Annotated in this window: 12 protein-coding genes; 7 read left to right on the forward strand and 5 right to left on the reverse strand. The window is 64.7% G+C overall.

Annotated elements, in window-relative coordinates:
- Positions 1-4,870 precede the first annotated feature (4,870 nt).
- From trxA to ACFQ50_RS07310, 5 genes are all read right to left on the reverse strand, one after another.
- A complete protein-coding gene (trxA, locus tag ACFQ50_RS07290; protein WP_003800194.1) occupies positions 4,871-5,197 on the reverse strand; it encodes a thioredoxin in 327 nt (108 codons plus the stop codon).
- Positions 5,198-5,234: 37 nt separating this feature from the next.
- The gene (trxB, locus tag ACFQ50_RS07295; protein ID WP_377994859.1) at positions 5,235-6,191 is read right to left on the reverse strand and encodes a thioredoxin-disulfide reductase; all 957 of its coding nucleotides are present in this window, start codon (positions 6,189-6,191) and stop codon (positions 5,235-5,237) included.
- 238 nt (positions 6,192-6,429) lie between these two features.
- A complete protein-coding gene (locus ACFQ50_RS07300) occupies positions 6,430-8,181 on the reverse strand; it encodes an ABC transporter substrate-binding protein (RefSeq protein ID WP_377994860.1) in 1,752 nt (583 codons plus the stop codon).
- A gap of 171 nt (positions 8,182-8,352) precedes the next feature.
- Positions 8,353-10,464: a murein biosynthesis integral membrane protein MurJ gene (murJ, locus tag ACFQ50_RS07305; RefSeq protein WP_377994861.1), complete on the reverse strand. Its 2,112-nt coding sequence runs from the start codon at positions 10,462-10,464 to the stop codon at positions 8,353-8,355.
- Between the two features lie 72 nt (positions 10,465-10,536).
- The gene (locus ACFQ50_RS07310) at positions 10,537-11,037 is read right to left on the reverse strand and encodes an NUDIX hydrolase (RefSeq protein WP_076799448.1); all 501 of its coding nucleotides are present in this window, start codon (positions 11,035-11,037) and stop codon (positions 10,537-10,539) included.
- A gap of 195 nt (positions 11,038-11,232) precedes the next feature.
- Here ACFQ50_RS07310 and ACFQ50_RS07315 point away from each other — a divergent pair, with 195 nt between their 5' ends.
- The 7 genes from ACFQ50_RS07315 to ACFQ50_RS07345 all read left to right on the forward strand — a co-directional run bounded on the left by ACFQ50_RS07315 (position 11,233) and on the right by ACFQ50_RS07345 (position 21,117).
- Positions 11,233-12,744, forward strand: coding sequence for a CCA tRNA nucleotidyltransferase (locus ACFQ50_RS07315; protein WP_377994862.1), 1,512 nt, complete (start codon positions 11,233-11,235; stop codon positions 12,742-12,744).
- Positions 12,741-13,322: a histidine phosphatase family protein gene (locus ACFQ50_RS07320; protein ID WP_377994863.1), complete on the forward strand. Its 582-nt coding sequence runs from the start codon at positions 12,741-12,743 to the stop codon at positions 13,320-13,322. Before ACFQ50_RS07315 ends, ACFQ50_RS07320 begins: the two co-directional genes overlap by 4 nt.
- Before the next feature lie 592 nt (positions 13,323-13,914).
- Positions 13,915-14,085 carry a hypothetical protein gene (locus tag ACFQ50_RS07325; protein ID WP_377994864.1) on the forward strand — a complete coding sequence of 57 codons (171 nt, stop codon included), beginning with the start codon at positions 13,915-13,917 and terminating at the stop codon, positions 14,083-14,085.
- A 165-nt stretch (positions 14,086-14,250) separates the two neighbouring features.
- Positions 14,251-15,720, forward strand: coding sequence for a glycosyltransferase family 87 protein (locus ACFQ50_RS07330; RefSeq protein ID WP_377994865.1), 1,470 nt, complete (start codon positions 14,251-14,253; stop codon positions 15,718-15,720).
- Positions 15,713-17,152 carry a phytoene desaturase family protein gene (locus tag ACFQ50_RS07335; protein WP_377994866.1) on the forward strand — a complete coding sequence of 480 codons (1,440 nt, stop codon included), beginning with the start codon at positions 15,713-15,715 and terminating at the stop codon, positions 17,150-17,152. Before ACFQ50_RS07330 ends, ACFQ50_RS07335 begins: the two co-directional genes overlap by 8 nt.
- 163 nt (positions 17,153-17,315) lie before the next feature.
- The gene (locus ACFQ50_RS07340; RefSeq protein ID WP_377994867.1) at positions 17,316-19,304 is read left to right on the forward strand and encodes a penicillin-binding transpeptidase domain-containing protein; all 1,989 of its coding nucleotides are present in this window, start codon (positions 17,316-17,318) and stop codon (positions 19,302-19,304) included.
- 130 nt (positions 19,305-19,434) lie between these two features.
- Entirely contained in the window at positions 19,435-21,117 is a 1,683-nt protein-coding gene (locus tag ACFQ50_RS07345; protein ID WP_377994868.1) for an ABC-F family ATP-binding cassette domain-containing protein, read from the forward strand.
- Positions 21,118-21,124 lie beyond the last annotated feature (7 nt).

The following is a 21,124-nucleotide window of genomic DNA, read 5'->3' on the forward strand; positions in this document are numbered from 1 at the left end:
CAAGGGCACTGCGAACCGACAATCCAGACGATAGCCCCTAGCTCGATTCGAGTGGAAGATGCTGATCCCCTCGGCTGACGTTTGGGCGGTGCCGGTCGCCCGCTTCGTTGTTGTAATGCTGGCCCTCTCGTTGTCCGCCGTCACGTTGTCCGCGCTGGAGATGGCAGCTTGATGCTTCCTCCGAGTCAGTGCCAGGTCATATGGAGCCCGCCTGCAGGGGGCCTTTAGTGTCTCCCCTGCGTATCCCGGATCGGCATTTGTTTGTGTGGCGCGGGTTCGCCAAGAGGGGTCATTATGCTCTCCGATGCTCCTTCGATTGGACGAGGCGATGACAGGTTTCACGTGAAACGGTCAGCTGTCCCCCAGCCGGTTGTCCAAGGCGACGCGAAGCTCTGCCACGGACTCGCTGTTCTACGGCATGCCAGCGTAGCTCGGTATCCTTGGAGCGCTTCGCCGTCATCCACGGTTAGGTCTCCTTCTGTTCTGGTTGGTCCCCTGTGCGTACACCGAGCGTTCCCGCCGGGACCACCTCTAGCCGGCGGGCACGGCCCAGCGTCCTGAGTGGCGTGATCCCTCAATCACTTCGGGAATGCATCCGACTTCAGAAATGGCTACGCAGAACGGACACCAAGAGCCGTGTCCCGAGAGACGTGTGGACCAAGAGCCTTGACCATCCCCCATCCACGGATTCAGCGCAGACGGTAGGTACGGCATCGCCGCATCTGACTTGCCGTGACCTGATCGATGGCTAGGCGCGGTAGCTGCCTATATGACAGATGGCGCTGCCGCGCGGATGGAATGTGTGCCACACGGAGAGTACGTGGCCCTACTGTTGACGTGCGGGCGCCGAGGGCTGCGCAAAGGAAAGTGCTGATCGACTATCGGCGAACCAAGGTATCTCAGCAGTCACGGGGCCGCTCGCCCCTGGTGACAGGCCGGTGGATAAGGCTGTGGATAACCTTGTGGGTAACGTTGGGGATATGACACAGCTCGCGGCTCTGCCTTCCAATGTCAGCGGGCACTGTCTGACCTGGGCGGCAGCCGAGCTGGCGAGTTTTCTCCTCCCCGTGTTTCACGTGAAACACAGCGCCATCCCCTGTGCGTTGGCTCATTTCGGTGAGCCGGGCTGCAGTTAGGGCTGTGATCAAAGTAAATAAGTTTCTTATGGCCGCTCCGGACGGACATATTCCGCGACCCGTCATCTGAGCTGTCATATCGGACGCACCGGCGCAACTCGTCGGGCCGTGCTGCCGCGGGCACCCGAGCTGTGATTCTGCTCACGGACGGTGGAGAGTAATCCACAAGATCACACGAGAGGCTGTGGATAAACCTGTGGATTTGGCTGTGGAAAAGACTGTGAATAATGTCATGGTGAGTCTTAATACAGGGGCGCCCAGCGGGGCCATGACCGCCCTAGGAAGGGCCAGTCCGCGGCCCGTACGAGAACCCTCGATCCGGATTCCGGGCTGGCTCTTTGGAGCTTCCGCTCCCGAGGCCTCATGATTGCTGCCCAGTAGAACGCGATGGACCCGGCTCCAAATTTTCCAACCTAGCCCTGGCAGCTGATCGCTTTTGCCTACAGTACCCGTTCGCCGGCTTGTGCATGCGCGTAATGATCCAGTTGGTCTATCGGCGCTCAATTGGTCAGTGTAGGGCCGCATCTACGCCTTCGAATGAACAGTGCACGAGCTTGGCTGAGCAATGGGTGGTGCGGATTAAGCCCCGCGAAGGCGGGTCTGCTTCAGGACAAATCGTTAACGGGATGACGCCGTCACGTCAGCCAGCGAGTTCTTTCGCGCGCGTCTGAAGTGCATGTCATACCGAAGCGTGCTTGTGTATTGATGACTGGGGTGAAGCTCCGTGCATGAGGTGGTCGCCTTGCGGCTGCCGGGCCTCCACGCCGACTTCGCCGCGGTGTGCTTCGCACCGCCACATCACCGCTGCGGCGGTGGTGTGATCCTTCGATTGGTTCCTTCCTGGGCGCCGCTCTGGCGTTGGTGAGTTCGGCTAACAATGGGTCGGCTATGTGGGACTGTTGCTTCTCGATACCGACTCGCTCACCCCTACTCTCCGGATGCATACCGTATCGAGCAACGTTGGCGAACCGTTGGTGAGCCCGCTGTGCTTTGTGGGCAGACTGATTGCATGTGGCGTCAGCGACCGGTGGCCGGACTGGTTGGCCATTAGTGGGCGTAGTCCCAGCGGCTGTTCCGGTACTCGGTGTTGTCCCCAACGGAGCAGCTGTCGTGAGGGACAAGGTTGGGCTGAGTAGTGCAGCTCTACGTCTGATGGTGAAGCCGTCCGGGCCTTCGTTGCAGTATGCGAGATCGACATCCGGTGCCTCGGCCCGTGACGATCGATTCGTAGCGGGCGGGAGGCAGTAATCGAGCAGCCACAGACACGGCCTCCCGCTCCTATTCCTGGATTAGCCAAGTGCAGTGACGCAGCAGGCTCCTGCCTGCCACCATCATTTGACGAGGCCGCCGGCACGCACATCACACGCATCGCGAGTCCTGCGGCAGGCGCGTGGGCCCGTGGGGCGAGCTACCTCGCTGCTGATTCTTCACGGGTGGGACGCCGGGTCGTGGACCAACCCTGCGTCTTCGTTTCACGTGAAACCTTGAGCGCGAGCCAGGCATGGGCGTTTCCGCGTCGGACCAGTTCTTTGACGGAATGCCTGATTGATCCGGGCTCATCGGTGCGCGGCACTACTGTCTTCCGCCCCCGGTGAAGACTTTGGGTGGTTCTACGCGTGAGCGGTCGCTGGCATCGGGAATTTCATCGATTGCGGATGTTAGGCCGGCGATACATTGGCCCCAACGCCGGAGCCATACTTTGAACCGCTTAGGAGGAGCGAGATAGGGCCTATCCGGAGCGCCGAGTTGGCTCGGACCGGGCCAGCTGCCTAGGCATGCTAGTTCACTCCGGCGCTCCGGACCGATCAGCTAGTTGTGTGGCAAAGAAATCCCGCTTTCCCTCATCGAGGCAGGCGCGCACCTCAGATTGAACTTGTTTCACGTGAAACGGAGTACCACTCCTCTACCACGCTTGGATGCGGTGGGCCGTCCTCCCCCTGCAATCCCTCGCGGCGACGACATCCAGGATGACAACCGGAGCGCGCCTGGCGCAGCGGCAGCCACCGGAGAGCCAAGCACTACATTTGCGTATCCGGTCGTTCATTTGCAGCACGCCAGTCTCCCTTAGCCGTCGAGGGAGGAGTCGAAGTGCTGGATGGCTTTTGGCGAAAGCGGCATTTCTCGGTTTGGGGCTGCAGGTGGTAACCAATCTCCGAATCATGCTGCCTACCTGATTCTCGGGGACCCCTGCTGATGGTGGCGGTGTCCGCGTGGGCCAGAAATACCCGATTGGCAGGGGTCCAGTGTTAGCCAGGTAGACAGCTTTTGCGAACTGGGTGTGATGTGAATGGAGGGCAGTCGATGGGTTCCGGGATGCAAGCGTCGGGCTGTGGGTGCCATCGAATCCCTGGCGTGCATGGTAGAGGTAGTCCCGGCAAGGCCACGTCGACGAAATCGATCGGGAGGCCTGCTCCTGTGGGCCTGGAGCTCGTGTGCGTTGCCGGTTCCGCGCCAGGCATATCCGTGATCGTAGAATTGGCCGTCTCGACAAGTAGCGGGACCAATATTGTCTGCTGCCTTAGGATGTCGACTAGCTTTTTAGGCTGCATTTATCGGAAACTGCCTGAGCAGCTCTCGTGGACTGGTGGCCGATACGAGGGTTGAGGATGAAGTCCCCCTTGACGCTTGGCTATGGATACGCGGGGCGATTCCGATTCAGCGCTCCCGTATTAGCGATGAAAAAATTGGGTGCGTCGAGCAGTTCCACTGCTACGTGTGGCCTCCGATGTTTCACGTGAAACGCCACCGCTTCACAGGTTCCAGTCCGGCTTCTCTTATCGAGCTTCGTGTCACGAGATCTTTCATTGACGTCGGGTACGCCACTGTAGCCGCGGCCATAGATGGTGGCTCCCCGACTTAGGGGTAGGACGCGGTGTCATGCGCTCGAGACTTGGGCCTGACTCGCGGGCATGGCGCCGCTGACCTGCGCGGAAGCTGGCCGGTGTAGCGGTCCGCGTTTCGCCCTCCGCATCGACTGACGGACAACATCAGCGTCCCTATGCAGCGCGCTGTTACTGACCCGACCGGCCCCTTGGGCGCGATCCCGCAGGGGTTGGTTCACATGCGCCGTTTGCTGGCATGCCTGACGATAGGTTCCGCTCTCATCTGGAACGGCCACATCCAACGTGCTGGCCCATTTGTTGCATTCACCTGTATCCGCAGCCTTCAGAGTCTGACGTCGTTCGCCATGGACGTGACAGAGTGGAGGTGGAAAAGGACATCGCGCGTTGTTCAAGCGCCGGGCGACCCCTTGTTTCACGTGAAACAGCGGCTGCGACTGTGCTCGCTGCCGGCGAAGGAGGCACCGAGCGTGGGGACCAGATCGGGACTTCCATCGAACAAGGCAGGGTGGGCAATCTGAAGGAACCAGGGGTGCAGACTGTGACCAGCCTCGACGGTCTGCACGGTCGCAGCGCGTTTACGGCACGACTAACGGAGCTGAACGATTCTCAGCGATAAGACATGAACAATGAAATCGATAGGGGTCCCTTTTAAGAATCAATTATCAACGCTGAGAGGACGCAGCGTCCAATATTGGACCTGAGTGCGTGGCGAGCGAAGTGGCGTGACGCGTCTCACATACCAGAGTGGGCACGCCGGGGCAACGCGTTCCTTCGCGGCGAGTTCCGCCGGCCCAACAAACAAAAGGTGGCCACCACTCCCCTGGGAGTGATGGCCACCTTCGTGGCTATGCCGGCGTTGCCTCTTGGGTACGCCGTCCAGGCCTAATGCGGCTAGGACAGGACGTCCGCGAATTCCTTCTCGAAGAACTGCTTCGGCTTGGCACCGATGACCGTGCTCTTCACCTCGCCGCCCTGGAACAGGTACACGGCAGGAATGGAGGTGATGCCGTACTCGGCGGCGATGGCCGGGTTGTCATCGACATTCACCTTGACGACGTTGACCTTCTCGCCGTATTCCACCGAGATCTCATCCAGGATGGGTCCCAGCTTCCGGCACGGGCCACACCACTCGGCCCAGAAGTCAACAATTACCGGCTTGTCAGCGGCAAGTACGTCAGTGCTGAAGCTTGCGTCAGTTACGTCTTTTGCGTTGCTCATAACCCTTGTCTCTCTCTTCGAATGATTTCAGCGCCGGTCAGGCGTGAAGGTCTGCGAGGTAGTGCTCGACGTCGATCGCTGCGACACAGCCGGAACCGGATGCAGTAATCGCCTGGCGGTAGGTCGGGTCCACGACGTCGCCGGCGGCGAAGACGCCCTTGATGCTGGTGCGGGAACTGCGGCCTTCTACGGCGATAGTGCCGGCGCCCGTGATCTCAAGACTGTCCTTGATGAGCTCGGTGCGCGGGTCATTGCCGATCGCCACGAAAACGCCTGTCACGGCCAGTTCGGACTCGGTGCCGTCGACGAGGTTCTTCAGCTTTAGGCCGGTGACCTTGTCGCCGCCGAGGACGTCCTCGACGGCGGTGTTCCAGACGAAGTTGATCTTCTCGTGGGCCTGGGCACGGTCACCCATGATCTTGGAGGCCTTCAGCGTGTCGCGGCGGTGGACCACCGTCACAGACTTGGCGAACTTGGTGAGGAAGAGTGCTTCCTCCATGGCCGAGTCGCCGCCACCGATCACAGCGATGTCCTGGTCCTTGAAGAAGAAACCGTCGCAGGTTGCACACCAGCTGACACCGTGGCCGGAGAGCCGCTTTTCGTTGGCTAGGCCTAGCTCGCGGTACGCCGAACCCGTGGACAAAATGATGGCCCGGGCGCGGAAGATCTCCCCCGTTGCGATGGTTACGGTCTTGATGTCGCCGTTGAGGTCCAGGGCGGTGACGTCCTCGAACTGGATCTCAGTGCCGAAGCGGGCAGCCTGCTTTTCGAAGTTCTCCATGAGGTCCGGACCCATGATGCCCTCGGGGAAGCCCGGGTAGTTCTCGACGTCGGTGGTGTTCATGAGCTCACCGCCCGCGGTAACGGAGCCAGCCAGCAGCAGCGGCTTCAGGTTGGCGCGCGCCGTGTACACGGCGGCTGTGTAGCCTGCGGGGCCGGAGCCGACGATGATGACATCACGTACTTCTGACGCGCTGTTTTCTGCGGTGCTCACTGAACGGTGAACCTCTTCCTTTGTCGATGCGCCAGCCTTCCGGCCAGCCACAGGGCACAACTGATTGGCAGTGTGGAATATTCCAAACGTGTTTGGGGGCAGGCGTGAACGCCCGTGCCTGCACGGAAACACCGCCACGGGACTTTCCACAAGGGTACCGCCTCCGGCAACCTCAGGGCATGCCCGTTACGCCCGGAAGGAACGTGACTGGTGCCTCTGTACCGCCGTGCCGCTTCGCCTACTGGACCTTGATCTCCGCGAGCCGCAGGCCGTAGCCAAAGCGGGTCTTCGGGGCTGCGAGCTTGGGCAGGTTCTTGATCGAGATGATGACGTACTGGGCGGTCACCGGTTCGGCCAGCGGCATGGTGAGGTCAGGCGAGGTGAAGCTGTTGGCTCCCACCTGCTTTGCACCGTCCAGCGACGGGCGGTCATTTGTGTAGACCGTGATGCTTCCGCCCGAGGCACCCAACTGGTTCAGGGTGATCGAGGAGACCCGGGAAGGGCTCTTAAGCTTGACCACCAGCGGGACACCCTCGGGAGCAAGGCCGCCCCAGTCCTCCGTGGCAAACTCCATGTCGGACCAGTAGCTGGCCGCATTTCCGTCGAACGCCTTGCCGAGGTCGTCGTCGTACGTCGCAGCGAAATCAAAGTTGCCCTGGCGGGTGATCCCCTCGATGGCCGGCGGCCCTGCCGCCGGAGCGGTGCTCTTGGTCGGCGTTCCTGTGCTTGGCTGGGCGGCCGACGGCGGTGCGGTGGCTCCGGGGGTCGCTTCCGTTTGCGGTGCACTCTTGAAGAGGCTGCCAAGGTTGGTCACAGCGAAGATGAGGCCGACGACCAGGACGGCCGCGAGAAGGCCGCCAACAAGCCACCGCATGGAACGCGGTTCTTTCTGTGGTTCGTCGTCTTCGTCGTCGTAATAATCGGCAGCGGGAGCGGCGCCGGTGCGGGCGACGGCAGGGAAATTACCTGCACGGCGGTCCCGCTCGTCCACGTTGCTGCCCTCGTCGCCGTACTCGTCTTCGGGAACGTAGTCATAGTCGTTCTCGGACCACAGCGACACCTTCGACGAGTTGTGGCCGTCACCGGACGCAGCGGCTGCGCCTGCGCCTGCGCCGGCAGCGGCAGCGGCTGCGCCTGCTGCACCGCGGGTAGCGTTTCCGGAGCGGCTGGTGTCGCGCTGCAGCAGTGCCTGCTCAACGTTGTCGTGCTGGACGGTTTCGTGTACGGCGTCCTGCTCGTAACCCCTGTCCGGCTGAATCGGCTGCGGGGCAGTCGTCTCCGGGACGCCCTGCCTGATTCCCCGCGAACCAGCCGCGCCGGCGGCGGCTGCACCGGCGGCACCCGCTGCCGGACCCGCGGCGGGGCGGGCAGCCGGGAGTGGCGGCACGACGGGAGCCTTCCGCACGGGCGCCGTGGGTGCCTGCTGCGAAGGAGCCTCCTGCCCAAGTCCCTGCGGAGCTGCGGACCCGTGAGTGGAGGCCCCGTGGCCGGACCGGCTGGTGGCGGGGCTCGGCGCGGTGGCAGGGTATTGCCCGCCCGGCTGGGACTGGTCGCCGGTGTAGTTGATGTACCCGGCTTCGACCTCGTCGTCTTCGTCGTAGGTTTCGGGTTCGTGGGAGCGCGCCTGGCCGAAGATCTCACTGCCCAGGGTGTCGGTGAAGAACGGTTCCACGTAGGGCGGGTTGGAGGCGACCACAAGATCCAGCAGATCAGCGGCCGAGGTGTGGTTGGTGATCAGGTACGTCGTTGCGTCGCTGACTCCAAGGTCCAGGATCTGCACGTTCCCCGGGCGCTCCCCAGTGGCCACTTCGCGGGCGCTCTGGGCCACCTGGTCGGCGTTGTACGGGCCGGCCACCAGGATGCTGACCGGACGGTTCAGCACCTGGTCCACACCGTCCAGCACCAGATCCTGGTCATGCGAACTCAGCACTGTGGCCGTGACCTTGTAGCGGCCGCCCAGTACTGATCCGACGTCGATCGGGTGGGACACGTGTTCCTCCTAGCCTGTCCGGGAATTGCTTTTGGCCCTGGCGATGCACCGCCCGGGAAGGCCTCCGGCACGCCGGCGGACCCCTGGTCTGCAACTACCCTTGTTCCCCTCGATCCTAGCCGATGCTGTGCAACGGCCGCGGAAGACGGGGCTGGCCGGCTCCCGGCCGGGCTACTTTTTCTTCCGCCGCCGCGACGGGAAATGCGGGTTCTGGCCGGGGGTCCCCTGATATGTCCGGCGGCCAGGAAGCGGGATCTCCCCGCGCAGGGCGTTTCCCCGGGCCGTCCCGGCGACGTCCTCCTCGGGAAGGTAAGTGGCGCCGTCGTAATCTTCCGGTTCCGGCTGGGGCGCAGGCCCGGCACGGAAGGAGGCAGAATCGAACTCGCCGGAAATCCGGGGAATCAGGCCGGTGTCCGAAGAGACCGTGGCGCGCTCCGGCGTCGGACGCCGCCGAGACGGAGTGCCGGCGGCCCTTCCGGCTGCCGAAGCTCCGGCACCTGCAGGGGCAGGCGGCGCAGCCGCAGGTGCGCCTGAACCGCGGCCCAGCCGCCCGAGCAGCGGCCGCAGCAGGTCGCGCAGCTCCGTGACCTTGAACAGCTTCAGCAGCAGCAGGTACGCGGCCAGCATCACAGGTCCGACGACGACGATGGTCACCAGTGCGGCGGGCCGGCTGCTCCAGGCGAAGCCGACCGGGCTGTAACTGCCCATGAGCCACAGTGCCCCGGCGCCGGCAATGGCCGAGCCGAGGGCGGCGTAGCCCATGCGGATGTATGAGTTGATGATTCGCGGGCCGTCCAGGTGCCCCAGCAGCCGCCGCAGGAAGAAGGAAGAGACGACCACCGAGAGGATATTCCCGGCGGTGTAGAGGACCGCGATGGCGAAAATGATCTGATCAAACGGCAGGAACTGGATGAAGAACGCGGCCACCACGTTCACCAGGGCCAGTACCAGCTGGATGTAGAACGGCGTACGCGCGTCCTCGTTGGCGTAAAAGACCCGGGACATCATGAAGTTGGCGCTCATGAACGGGGTGCTGAGCGCCAGGATAGTGAGGGTCTGCGCCAGCATGACGCCGTCCGTGCGCAGGCCGCCGGAGAAGAACATGCCCAGCGGACCGGCAAGGGCGAAGAGCGCCAGCGCGCCGAACACCGTGGCCACTGCCATGGTCCGCAGCCCCTGTGACAGGGCTTCCCGAAGTGCCACGCGGTTGCCGTCCTGGGAGGCGCGGGTCATGCGGTTGAACAGCACCGTGGCCAGCGAGAGCGCGATGATCGAGTGCGGCAGCAGGTACAGCTGGCTGGCCACTTCCAGCACGGCGTTGCCGGGAAGCATGGCGGCGGCGGGGTCGCCGGCCTCCTGCAGCCTGAGGCGCTCGGCGCCGGGGATGGTGGCGATGCGCATGACGTACAGGAAAGCGAGCTGCCCGACGGCGGCCGTCATGAGCGTCCACACGCTCAGCCTCGCGGCCTGGCCAAGTCCCACCCCGCGCCAGCCGAAGCGCGGGCGCAGCCCCAGCTTCAGCCGGAGCACGGGAATCAGCAGAATGGCGGTCTGGGAGACGACGCCGATGGTGGAGAATCCGGCGACGAAGAACGTCTGGGACGCACCCCAGTTGTCCAGGGAGTGCGGGTTGACCACGTTGGCGCCGAAGATCCAGATGAACATGCCCAGGCCGGCAATGGCCACGATGTTGTTCAGAATGGGCGCCCACATGGCCGGGCCGAAGGCGCCGTTGGCATTGAGGACCTGGGTCAGCAGCGCGTACAGGCCGTAAAAGAAGATCTGCGGCAGGCACCAGAAGGCGAACGCGACTGCCAGGGCCCGCTGCTGCGGCGAGTAGCCCTGCGTGGTGAGTTCGATGACGGCAGGCGCAAACAGGGTAACCAGCGCTGTCAGGGACAGGAGGACAAGCACTGCCAGCGTAAGCAGCCTGCTGATGTAGTCCGCTCCCCTGTCCGGGGCCTTGCTGGCCTTGATGATCTGCGGCACCAGCACGGCGTTGAAGACACCGCCGGCCACCAGCAGGAAGATCAGGTTGGGCAGGTTGTTGGCGTTGATGAATGTGTCATTGACTGTGGAGCCCAGGCCGAGCGCCGCGCCCAGCATCCAGGTCTTACCGAATCCCAGCACACGGGAGACCAGCGTCCCGGCGGCCATGATGGCGCTGGAACGGGCCTCGCCGGGCTGCGCGGCACCGGAGGCTGCCTCGCTGGCGGGCGTCACACCGGGCGGTGTTTCGCCGGGCTGCGCGGGCTGGTCGGAGGACGGATTGGCTGCTGACATCGTCTTCATCGTCTCACCCGGGTGCTGACATTGCGGCACGCAAGGGGGTATCCGGCGGGCATTGCCGGACGGTCAGAGGTGCTCGGGAAGGACTTCGCGTGCCAGGTCGGCGATGCGGCGTTCATTGGGAAACGAAAGCTTGCGGGCAAGCTCGTGGATGGGAACCCAGGCAACATCAACCGCTTCCTTGTCAGGATCGTTTTCGATGGTGAGTTCGCCGCCGGTGGCGCGCAGCAGGTAGTGGTGCACTGTCTTGTGTACGCGGTGCCCGCTGACCGTGAACCAGTAATCGATGCTGCCCAGCGGGGCCAGGATGTCACCGTCGATGCCGGTTTCCTCGGCAATCTCACGGACCGCGGCTTCCTCGTTGTTCTCCCGGCCCTCCGGGTGGCCCTTCGGCAGGCACCACTCCAGACGTCCGCCCCTATTAAGGCGGGCAATAATCGCAACCCTTAGCTCGTCGTCGGACGTGTCCACCACGACGCCTCCGGCGGAGATCTCCTCCACGGTGGGGAGCGAGGCCGGGGCCGAGTGCGGTGCAGGCGCGACATGGGCACCGATTGCCGACGGCAACGGCGGGTTCGTCCTCCTGCCGGGAGCGCTCGGTACTGGATGGGCCATGCAGTCCACTCTAACGACTCTTGCCCCGCCGTGATGACCGGGACATGGCTTGCAGGTGGACTGCATGTGACGTGCTACTCCGGTGCCGTCGCACAATGACGGGATTTGGTGCGGTGGGGCTTGGTTTTCTGACAAGCTTAAGTAACTATGGCGCACGCACATCAAAAGACTGATCTTCACACCGTTGACTTCCAGGTGGACCCGGTGGTCCTGGAGCTCGGGCAGCGGTTCGTGGACGCCGGTCATGAGCTGTCGCTCGTCGGCGGCCCGGTCCGGGACCTCTTCCTGGGCCGCACCTCCCCCGACCTCGATTTCACGACGGACGCGACGCCGGACCAGACCGTGGCGCTGATCAAGAAGTGGGCAGACAACTTCTGGGAGATCGGCCGCGCCTTCGGAACGATCGGCATGCGCAAGGCCGGGTTCCAAATCGAAATCACCACCTACCGCGCCGAGGCCTATGACCCCGAGTCCCGGAAGCCCGTGGTGGCCTTCGGTTCCTCCCTCACGGATGACCTGCTGCGCCGCGACTTCACCATTAACGCCATGGCCCTGCGGCTGCCCGCGATGGAACTGGTGGACCCGTTCGGCGGAGTCCGCGACCTTCACGCCTCCGTTCTGGCCACCCCCGGCGCTCCCGAGGCATCTTTTTCCGACGATCCGCTGCGGATGATGCGCGCAGCGAGGTTTGCGTCCCAGCTGGGCGTGGCCGTGCGGGACGACGTCCGCGATGCCATGACCCGGATGGCCGAGCGCATCGGCATCATTTCGGCCGAACGCGTCCGTGACGAGCTGGTGAAGCTCATCAACGGCCGGCACCCGCGCGCGGGCATCGACCTGCTGGTGGACACGGGCCTCGCCGAGTTCGTGCTGCCGGAAGTGTCCGCCCTCCGGCTGGAAGCAGACGAGCACCACCGCCACAAGGACGTTTACCAGCACTCCCTGCAGGTGCTGGAGCAGGCGGCCGCCCTGGAGACAGATACGGACGGCGCCGTCCCCGGCCCCGACTTTGTGCTGCGGTTCGCAGCGCTGATGCACGACGTCGGGAAGCCGGCTACGCGCCGGTTCGAACCGGGCGGTGCGGTCAGCTTCCGCCACCACGACATGGTGGGGTCCAAACTGACCACGAAGCGGATGAAGAACCTGCGCTTCGACAACGACACCATCAAGGCGGTGGCCCGCCTCGTGGAACTGCACATGCGCTTCTACGGCTACGGTGACGCCGGCTGGACCGACTCGGCAGTGCGCCGCTACGTCACCGATGCCGGTCCCCTGCTGGAGCGCCTGCACCGGCTGACCCGGTCCGATGTCACCACACGCAACCAGCGCAAGGCCGACAGGCTGTCCTTCGCCTATGACGACCTCGAATCCCGGATTGCCGCCCTCCGCGAACAGGAATCCCTGGACGCGGTCCGGCCGGACCTCAACGGCGCCGAGATCATGGCACTGCTGGACCTCAAGCCCGGGCCCGTCGTGGGCAGGGCGTACAAGTTCCTGCTGGAGGAACGGATGGAAAACGGTCCGCTTGACCCTGCCGACGCCGAGACCCGGCTACGGGCCTGGTGGGCTCAGCAGCCCGAGTCAGCTGCTCCTTCTGGTTCCGTGTCCCCTGCCTCTCCCGCCGACGTCGAATCTTCCCCAACCGAGGAGTCCAAGTGAACGCCGCCAACATCGCCCGCCCCCAGCTCTGGATCCTGCGGCACGGCGAAACCGAATGGTCCAAAAGCGGCCAGTACACCGGACTGACGGACCTGCCCCTGACGGTGGAGGGCGAACAGCAGGCGGTCGAGGCGCGCAGGATCCTGGACGCCGTTGACTTCGACCTGGTTCTGACGTCCCCGCTGCGCCGTGCCCGGCGGACCGCTGAACTCGCCGGATTCCCTGATGCCGTCCACGAACCGCTGGCCGTCGAATGGGACTACGGCGACTACGAGGGCATCAGCTCCGACCTGATCCGCAAGGACAACCCTGACTACCTCATCTGGACGCACGGCGTCCCCAACGGCGAAAAGCTCCATGATGTGGCTGCCCGGGCAGACAAGATCGTCGCCCGGGTCCTGGAGTCCGGGCTGGACAACGTCCTGATCGTGGCCCACGGCCACTTTTCCCGCATCCTCACCGCCCGCTGGCTCGAACTCGAACCCGAAGAGGGCCGGCATTTCCTTCTGGGAACAGCGAAAGTCTGCACCCTGGGCTGGGATAAAAGAACTCCCGTCATTCTCCGCTGGGGCCTGTAAAAACGCCTTTAGGATTAATTTTCGGAATTTTCTGATAATGAGTAGTCAAGGCGTTCATTCCTGGTGTATTTTTATTCCTGACCCCAAAGCGACCTGCCAGGGTCATGGCGCACGTTGCCCGGCCAGTCCGCCGGCACCGGCATAGCGGAAAAGGAGGTTGGGAAAATGATTACTTTGACTAGCGGATGGAAGATGACCATCACCGCGTTTCCGGCCTTCGTTGCTGACCTGCGCCCTCTCCATGGACTCGCCCGAGCGTAATTCTGACTCCCTACCCGCTCTCCCACTCCTTAGTGGAAGAGCAGGCGGGACTTCGGCAGACGATTCTGCTGCTTTCTCAGAAAGATTCTGACCCCGGCGGTCTGATGTAGCGGAACCACGCGGTTGCGCAGCTCCCCCATAATTCGGAACCCTGCTTCTTGTTGGGATTGCCGCGCTGCCTCTTTGCAGGCCAATTGCCGCATTTTGCGGACTCTATTTCCTTGCCGGGCATTTCTTTGCCTTTTTTATGGTCATTTCTTTGCATGCCTGAATGGCTCTAATTGCCATGCCCGGATTCTTTTCATCATTTCCTGAAAGGAGGTGAAAAAATATGCTTCGCAAGCTTCAGGAGATCCTTTCCGGCCGAGATTCCAGCGGTGATACCGGCCTTTCCGGCGTCGAGTCCGCATCGGTACAGCCACAGTTCAACGGCCAGCTGCTGGACCGGAAACGGGAGGACGTCTACACGCTCATGCATGAGCAGATGAGCAGCCTGCGCTGAACCACCGGCCCCTCGCGGTTTCGATCCAACCCTTAGAAGCATTTAGGAGGATCTGATGGGCCACATCGGTCAGCCAGCTCCACAGGGAGCCCGCGCGGCTACGCGCGGGCTCCCGCCGTTTGGGCCTCGCCCTCTAAGCAGCGACCCACCGGTAAGCTCGAGACCATGCAGGAGACACAGCCGCCGCCCGATCGAAAGCTCGCGCGCCTGGTGGTGCCGAGCCGCAGCGACCGGCTCCTGCGGAACTTTACCGAGCTTGTTGGCGGACCCCTGGGCCAGCGGTCTGCGCCGGGGGTGGTGGCGCCTGGTTTCTTCACCGTGGAACGCGTGCTGATCATCCTGACCGTGCTTGCCGCCCTCGCTGCCATCGCCGTCAAGGACTATTGCCGGGTGAACGGGTGGGAGACTCCGTCGCAGTTCTACGCGACCTGCTATTCGGATTTCCCGGAGCTGTTCCGCAACCGTGGCCTGGGCGACGGGGCTTTTCCGTTCTTCACCCCGGGTGCCCTCTTCGAATATCCGGTCCTGATGGGCCTGATCGCCGGCATTACGGCACGCCTGGTACCCGGCGAGGGAGTCACGGACGCCCGGATCCTCGGCTACTTCGACGTCAACGCAACCCTTATTGCCGCTGTCTGGATTGTCACCGTGCTGGCCACTGCCCGCATGACCCGGCGGCGGCCCTGGGACGCAGCTATGGTGGCCCTGGCGCCCGGCATCGTCCTCGCAGGAGTGATCAACTGGGACATGTGGGCCGTGGCCATGCTGGCCCTGGGCATGTACTTTCTGTCCCGGGAGCGGCTGATCCTTGCCGGTGTCCTGCTCGGCCTGGGAACCGCCACCAAGCTGTACCCCGTCCTGGTTTTCGGCGCCATCTTCTTGCTGGCCCTACGCGCCGGTAAGGTTCGTGCCTTTGTGGTTCCTGCAGCGTCCGCCGCTGCAGCCTGGCTCGCCGTCAACCTGCCCATAGCCGCACGGGACCCGGCAGGCTGGAAGTACTTCTTCGAGTTCACCCAGGACCGCCCAGCCGGCTACAGCTCGCCCTGGTTTGCGTACAACCTGGTGGCCGGGCGGGTGCGCTGGACGCTCCTCACTCCGGAGGTCATCAACACCCTGGCCTTGAATTTGTTTCTGCTTGCCTGCGTCCTCATTGCGGTCCTGGCCCTGACCGCCCCGCGGCGGCCACGGATCGCACAGCTGACCTTCCTGATCGTGGCGGCCTTCATCCTCACCAACAAGGTCTACTCGCCCCAGTTTGTCCTGTGGCTCGTGCCGCTGCTGGCGCTCGCCCGGCCGAAGTGGCGGGATTTCCTGATCTGGCAAGGCATCGAGGGGCTGCACTGGGCGGCCATCTGGATGTATCTTGGCCAAGTGACCAGCGGCGGCGTCTCACAGCACAACATCGACATGCCGTACTACGTTCTGGCCGTCGCCGCGCATATGCTTGCGACTGCATATCTCATGCTGCGGGTGGCCTGGGACATCTGGGACCCGCGTTACGATCCCATCCGGCGCCACGCCATGGACGATCCCCACGGCGGGCCCTTCGACAATGCCCCGGACAGGCTGCGGATCGATCTGGTCCGTCCCTCCGCTTCCCTGGTCCCCTGGCGAACGGTCCCCCGCAATGCCTGACGTCGCCGTCGTTGGTTCAGGCCCCAACGGACTCGCCGCCGCCGTCGTCATGGCGCGGGCGGGACTGAAGGTGCACGTGTATGAGGCCGCGGACCAGCTTGGCGGAGGCTCCCGGACTTCCGAGGTGATCGAGGAAGGGCACTGGCACGACGTTTGCTCGGCAGTGCACCCCATGGCGCTGGTTTCACCCTTTTTCCGTGCGTTCGAACTGGCGCGGCGCGTGGACCTGCGGCTTCCGCCAGTGCAGTTCGGGTCCCCGCTTGACGGTGGCCGGTCGGCGCTGGCGTACCGGTCACTCGACCGGACCGCCGACGAGTTGGGCCGGGACGGCCACGCCTACCGCCGGCTCCTCGCTCCGCTGGTGCGGCACATCGACGGCATTGTGCAAACCACGTCCGACCAGCTGCTGCGGGTTCCCGGCGACCCGCTGGCTGCCGCCATTCTGGGACTGCGGACCTTTGAACAGGGATCGCCCATCTGGAACCTGCGCTTCCGGCAGGACCGGGCCCCAGCGCTGGTCAGCGGTGTTGCAGCCCATGTGGTGGGGCGCCTCCCGTCATTGTCCGGAGCGGGAGCCGGCCTGCTCCTCAACGCGCTGGCGCACAGCGGCGGCTGGCCGATACCGGTGGGCGGATCGTCAGCGATCGCCGGGGCCATGGCCGAGGACATTAAAGCCCACGGGGGCCAGCTGCAGACAGGGTTCCGGGTCACGTCGCTGGCGGAGCTGGAGCCGGCGAAAGCAGTGCTGCTGGATGTGGCGCCTCCGGCGCTTTCACGCATTGCCGGCAGCCGCCTGCCCGCGTCCTACCGGCGCAAGCTGGAGTCCTTCCGGTTCGGCAACGGCGCCTGCAAGGTGGACTTCATCCTGTCCGGGCCCGTACCGTGGACCGCTGCCGGACTGGCAGGAGCCGGAACAGTGCACATGGGCGGCACACGCGAAGAGATGACGGCGGCGGAAAACGCCGTGTCCCAAGGCAGACACCCCGAGAGGCCCTACGTCCTGGTCTCGCAGCCGACCGTTGTTGATCCCGGCCGCGCGCCACAGGGCAGGCACATCCTCTGGACCTACTGCCATGTTCCCGCGGGATCCACGGTGGACATGGGCCACGCCGTCATGGACCAGCTGGAGCGCTTCGCCCCCGGTTTCCGGGACCTGGTGCTGCGGCACAAGGTCACGACGGCGGCCGAACTGGCTGCCTACAACGAAAACTACGTCGGCGGAGACTTTAGCGCCGGCCTGGTGGATCCCCGGGGTCTGATTCAGCGGCCCGTCGTCTCGCCCGTTCCCTGGCGCACCCCCGCGCGGGGCGTATACCTGTGCTCCTCCTCGACGCCGCCTGGGCCCGGCGTCACCGGCATGCCCGGGTTCCATGCCGCCAAATATGCGCTCAAGGACATATTCGGCATGGATGTCCCCGCCCTCGGGCTTTAGCGCCCACCTCCACCGGGCGCGAACGTACATTTGAGCCCCGCCTGAGTGCCGGCGCACGTGCCTCAGGTGCCCGTTTGCTCTCGGTGCAGGGGCTGTCAGGGTGTGACCGTGGCGTGACCGTTTCGTGGCTGGCTCCGGGCGGCCGCCGGGGGATAATAACGCGGTGGGGAACACTAAGAAACTTTCACTTGTCCTTGCCGGTCTCATACTGAGCGGCTCACTGGCGGCCTGCGACGACGGCCGCGGGGGTGCCGAAGCCGCGGCAAAGCAGCTGGCGTCCGCCGTCGCGGGCCTGGACCTGCGGCCGGTGGCCTTCGACGGCCGCGACTCAACCGTGGCCAACGACCAGCTCAACCAGGTCTTCAAGGCGCTGGCGCCGGCCAAGCCGTCCGTCGAAGCGGGAGAGCTGACGCTCGACGGCGACACCGCCCGGCTACCGCTCAACTACAGCTGGAAGATATCCACCGGCGAGTGGAAATACACCGTATCGGCCGACCTAAGGAAATCCGGGGACAAATGGCTCACCGTCTGGTCACCCGGGCTGCTGGTCCCGAACCTGGCCGAAGGCGAGATCCTCAGCAAGGCCACGCAGTCGTCCCCGCGCGCCGATATCCTCGGTGCCGGCAACCAGAAGCTGGTGACGCTGCGCCCGGTGGTCAATGTGGGCATCGACAAGCCCCAGCTGGGCGGCGCCGATGCCGCAGATTCCGCCACCAAGCTGGCCAAGCTCGTGGGCGTGGATCCCGCGGCCTACGTGCAGCAGGTGGAAGCATCCGGGGCTGAGGCATTCGTTCCCGCCATCACCCTTCGCAACACCAGCGACCGTGCCGTGACCGACGCCGAGATCGAGGCGATTCCGGGTGGCCGTGCGATCCCGGACGAACTGCCGCTGGCACCGACGCGGAACTTTGCCCGGGCTGTCCTTGGCACGGTGGGCGAGGCCAGCGCAGAGCAGATTGAAAAGTCCAAGGGCACCCTCACCGCGGGCGACGTCATCGGTACGGGCGGGCTCCAGCAGCAGTACGACGCCCAGCTTCGCGGCACGGACGGCACCGTGGTCCGCGTGCAGCGCGCGGACCTGACCCGGGAAGAGATCCAGGCCGCTCCGACTGATCCGCGGCGCACCGTCTTCGAAGTGAAGGCAGTTCCGGGCACGCCGTTGCAGACCACCCTCGACACAAAACTGCAGCAGCTTGCCGAGGACACACTTGCCGACATCAAGCCGGCGTCCGCCATCGTGGCACTCCGGCCCTCCACGGGAGCGGTGCTGGCCGCCGCGTCGGGACCCGGAAGCAACGGCTACAACACGGCGATGCTCGGGCAGTACGCGCCGGGATCCACCTTCAAGGTGGTGGACTCCCTTGCCCTGATCCGCAACGGATTCACCCCGGATTCCACCGTCGAATGCACGCCCACGCTCACCGTCGACGGCCGGAAATTCAGGAACGCCGAGGGCTATCCCACGGATTCCCTCGGCTCCGTGACGCTGCGGGATGCCTTCGCCCACTCGTGCAACACGGCCTTCATTGGCGCGCGGGACAAGGTCACCCAGGCCCAACTGGAGTCGGCCGCCACTTCCCTTGGGGTAGCCGTGGAGGCACCGAAACTGGGTGCGGAGGCATTCATGGGCTCCGTTCCCGGTGAGGCCGAGGGCACCGAACATGCGGCAGCCATGATCGGCCAGGGCAGGGTGCTGATGTCCCCGCTGGCAGGCGCCGTGATGGCAGGCTCGGTGGCGAAGGGCGCACCCGTCTCCCCGGTACTGGTGGAGGAGAGCGCTCCCTCTGCACCGGCGCCGGGAAGCCCGGCGGCGACCGCGGAAGGTTCCGCCCCGTCGTCGACCGTCACAGCGGAAGCCCCCGCCAAGACCGCCCAGACCCCCGTCACCAAGGCGGAGGCAGCGTCCCTCACGGACATGATGCGTGCGGTGGTGACCTCCGGTCACGCCGGATTCCTGGCCGACGTCCCCGGCGAACCCGTTGGTGCCAAGACCGGAACCGCCGAGTTCGGCAATGCCAAGCCGCCCAAGACGCACGCGTGGATCATCGCCGTGCACGGTGACCTGGCCGTGGCGGTATTCGTCGAGGACGGCGGGCTCGGCGCCACCACCTCCGGCCCGTTGCTGAAGAAGTTCCTCACCGCCGCCGGCTGACACCCGCAGGCGCACCCCCATTACGCCGGAGTACGCCGGAGTTTTTGTCCATTTGTCGCGACTTTGCCCCCTATTTGGGCACGATATCTGGACAAAAACTCCGGCGGGCGGGGCGTGGGAGAATTACCCGGTGGCCCATATTGACGTTTCCGGCATCGACTACTTCCTCTCCGACGGCACCCAGCTGCTCAACGGGGTGACCTTCAAGGTTCCGGACGGCACCAAGACGGCGCTGATCGGACCCAACGGGACCGGCAAAACCACCCTGTTCCGCATCATCGCCGGTGACCTGACCCCGGACGAGGGCGTCATCGGCCGCTCCGGCAACATGGGCATCATGCGGCAGTTCGTGGGGCAGGTCCGCGACGACTCCACCGTCCGCGACCTCCTGGTTTCCGCCGCCCCGCCGGCGCTGTCGGACGCCGCCCGCGCCGTGGATGAGGCCGAACTGGCCATGATGGAGCACGACGACGAGCCCACCCAGATGCGCTACGCCCAGGCCATCGTGGACTGGGGAGATGCCGGCGGGTATGACGTCGAGACCGTCTGGGACGAGGTCTGCATGGCCGCGCTGGGCCTGCCCTTTGACCGCGCCCAGCACCGCCGCGCGTCGACGCTGTCCGGCGGCGAACAGAAGCGGCTGGTACTGGAGGCGCTCTTTGCCGGTCCCGACGAACTGCTGCTCCTCGACGAACCGGACAACTATCTGGATGTCCCCGGCAAGCGCTGGCTCGAGGACAAGCTCAACGATTCCAGGAAAACAGTCTTCTTCATCAGCCACGACCGAGAGCTCCTGAACAATGCGGCCGGCCGTATTGTCACGCTCGAGCCGGGCATCAATGGTGCGGGAGCCTGGATTCATGGCGGCGGATTCGGCTCCTACGTTGAGGCACGGGCGGACCGGAACGCGCGCTTCGAGGAGCTTCGCAAGCGCTGGGACGAGGAGCACGCCAAGCTCAAGGAACTCGTCAACATGTACAAGAACAAGGCAGCCTTCCGCTCGGACATGGCCAACCGCTACCAGGCAGCCCAGACCCGCCTGGCCAAGTTCCTTGAGGCCGGGCCGCCGGAGGCCCTGCCTATTGAGCAGAACGTCCAGATGCGGCTCAAGGGCGGGCGGACCGCTAAGCGCGCCGTCGTGGCCGAAAAACTGGAGCTGACCGGCCTCATGAAGCCCTTCTCCACGGAGATCTGGCTCGGGGACCGGGTGGGCGTGCTCGGCTCCAACGGTTCCGGCAAGTCACACTTCCTGCGGCTGCTCGCCACCGGCGGCACGGATCCGGAGCGGGAGCACCTTCCGGTGTCCGACGTCGAAATCGCCGAAGTGCCCCACGAGGGCACCGTGAAACTCGGCGCCCGTATCCGCCCCGGGTTCTTTGCCCAGACCCACGTCCGGCCTGACCTTATGAACCGCTCGCTGCTGGACATCCTTCACCGCGGCGACGAACACCGTTCCGGCCTGGGCCGCGAGGCCGCTGCGGGCGCACTGGACGGCTACGGGCTGGCGGGACAGTCGGAACAGAAATACGATTCGCTGTCCGGTGGCCAGCAGGCGCGGTTCCAGATCCTCCTGCTGCAGCTCTCCGGCGCCACGCTGCTGCTGCTGGATGAGCCCACGGACAACCTCGACCTCCACTCGGCGGAGGCGCTGGAGCGGGCCATCGACCACTTCGAGGGAACGGTCCTTGCTGTCACGCACGACCGCTGGTTCTCCCGGACCTTCGACCGCTTCCTCGTCTTCGGCTCCGACGGTAAGGTGTACGAGTCCGCCGAGCCGGTCTGGGACGAGAAGCGGGTGGAGCGCGCCCGCTGAGCCGGAA

The sequence above is a fragment of the Arthrobacter sp. NPDC056493 genome (genome assembly GCF_042795115.1).
Lineage (GTDB): Bacteria > Actinomycetota > Actinomycetes > Actinomycetales > Micrococcaceae > Arthrobacter.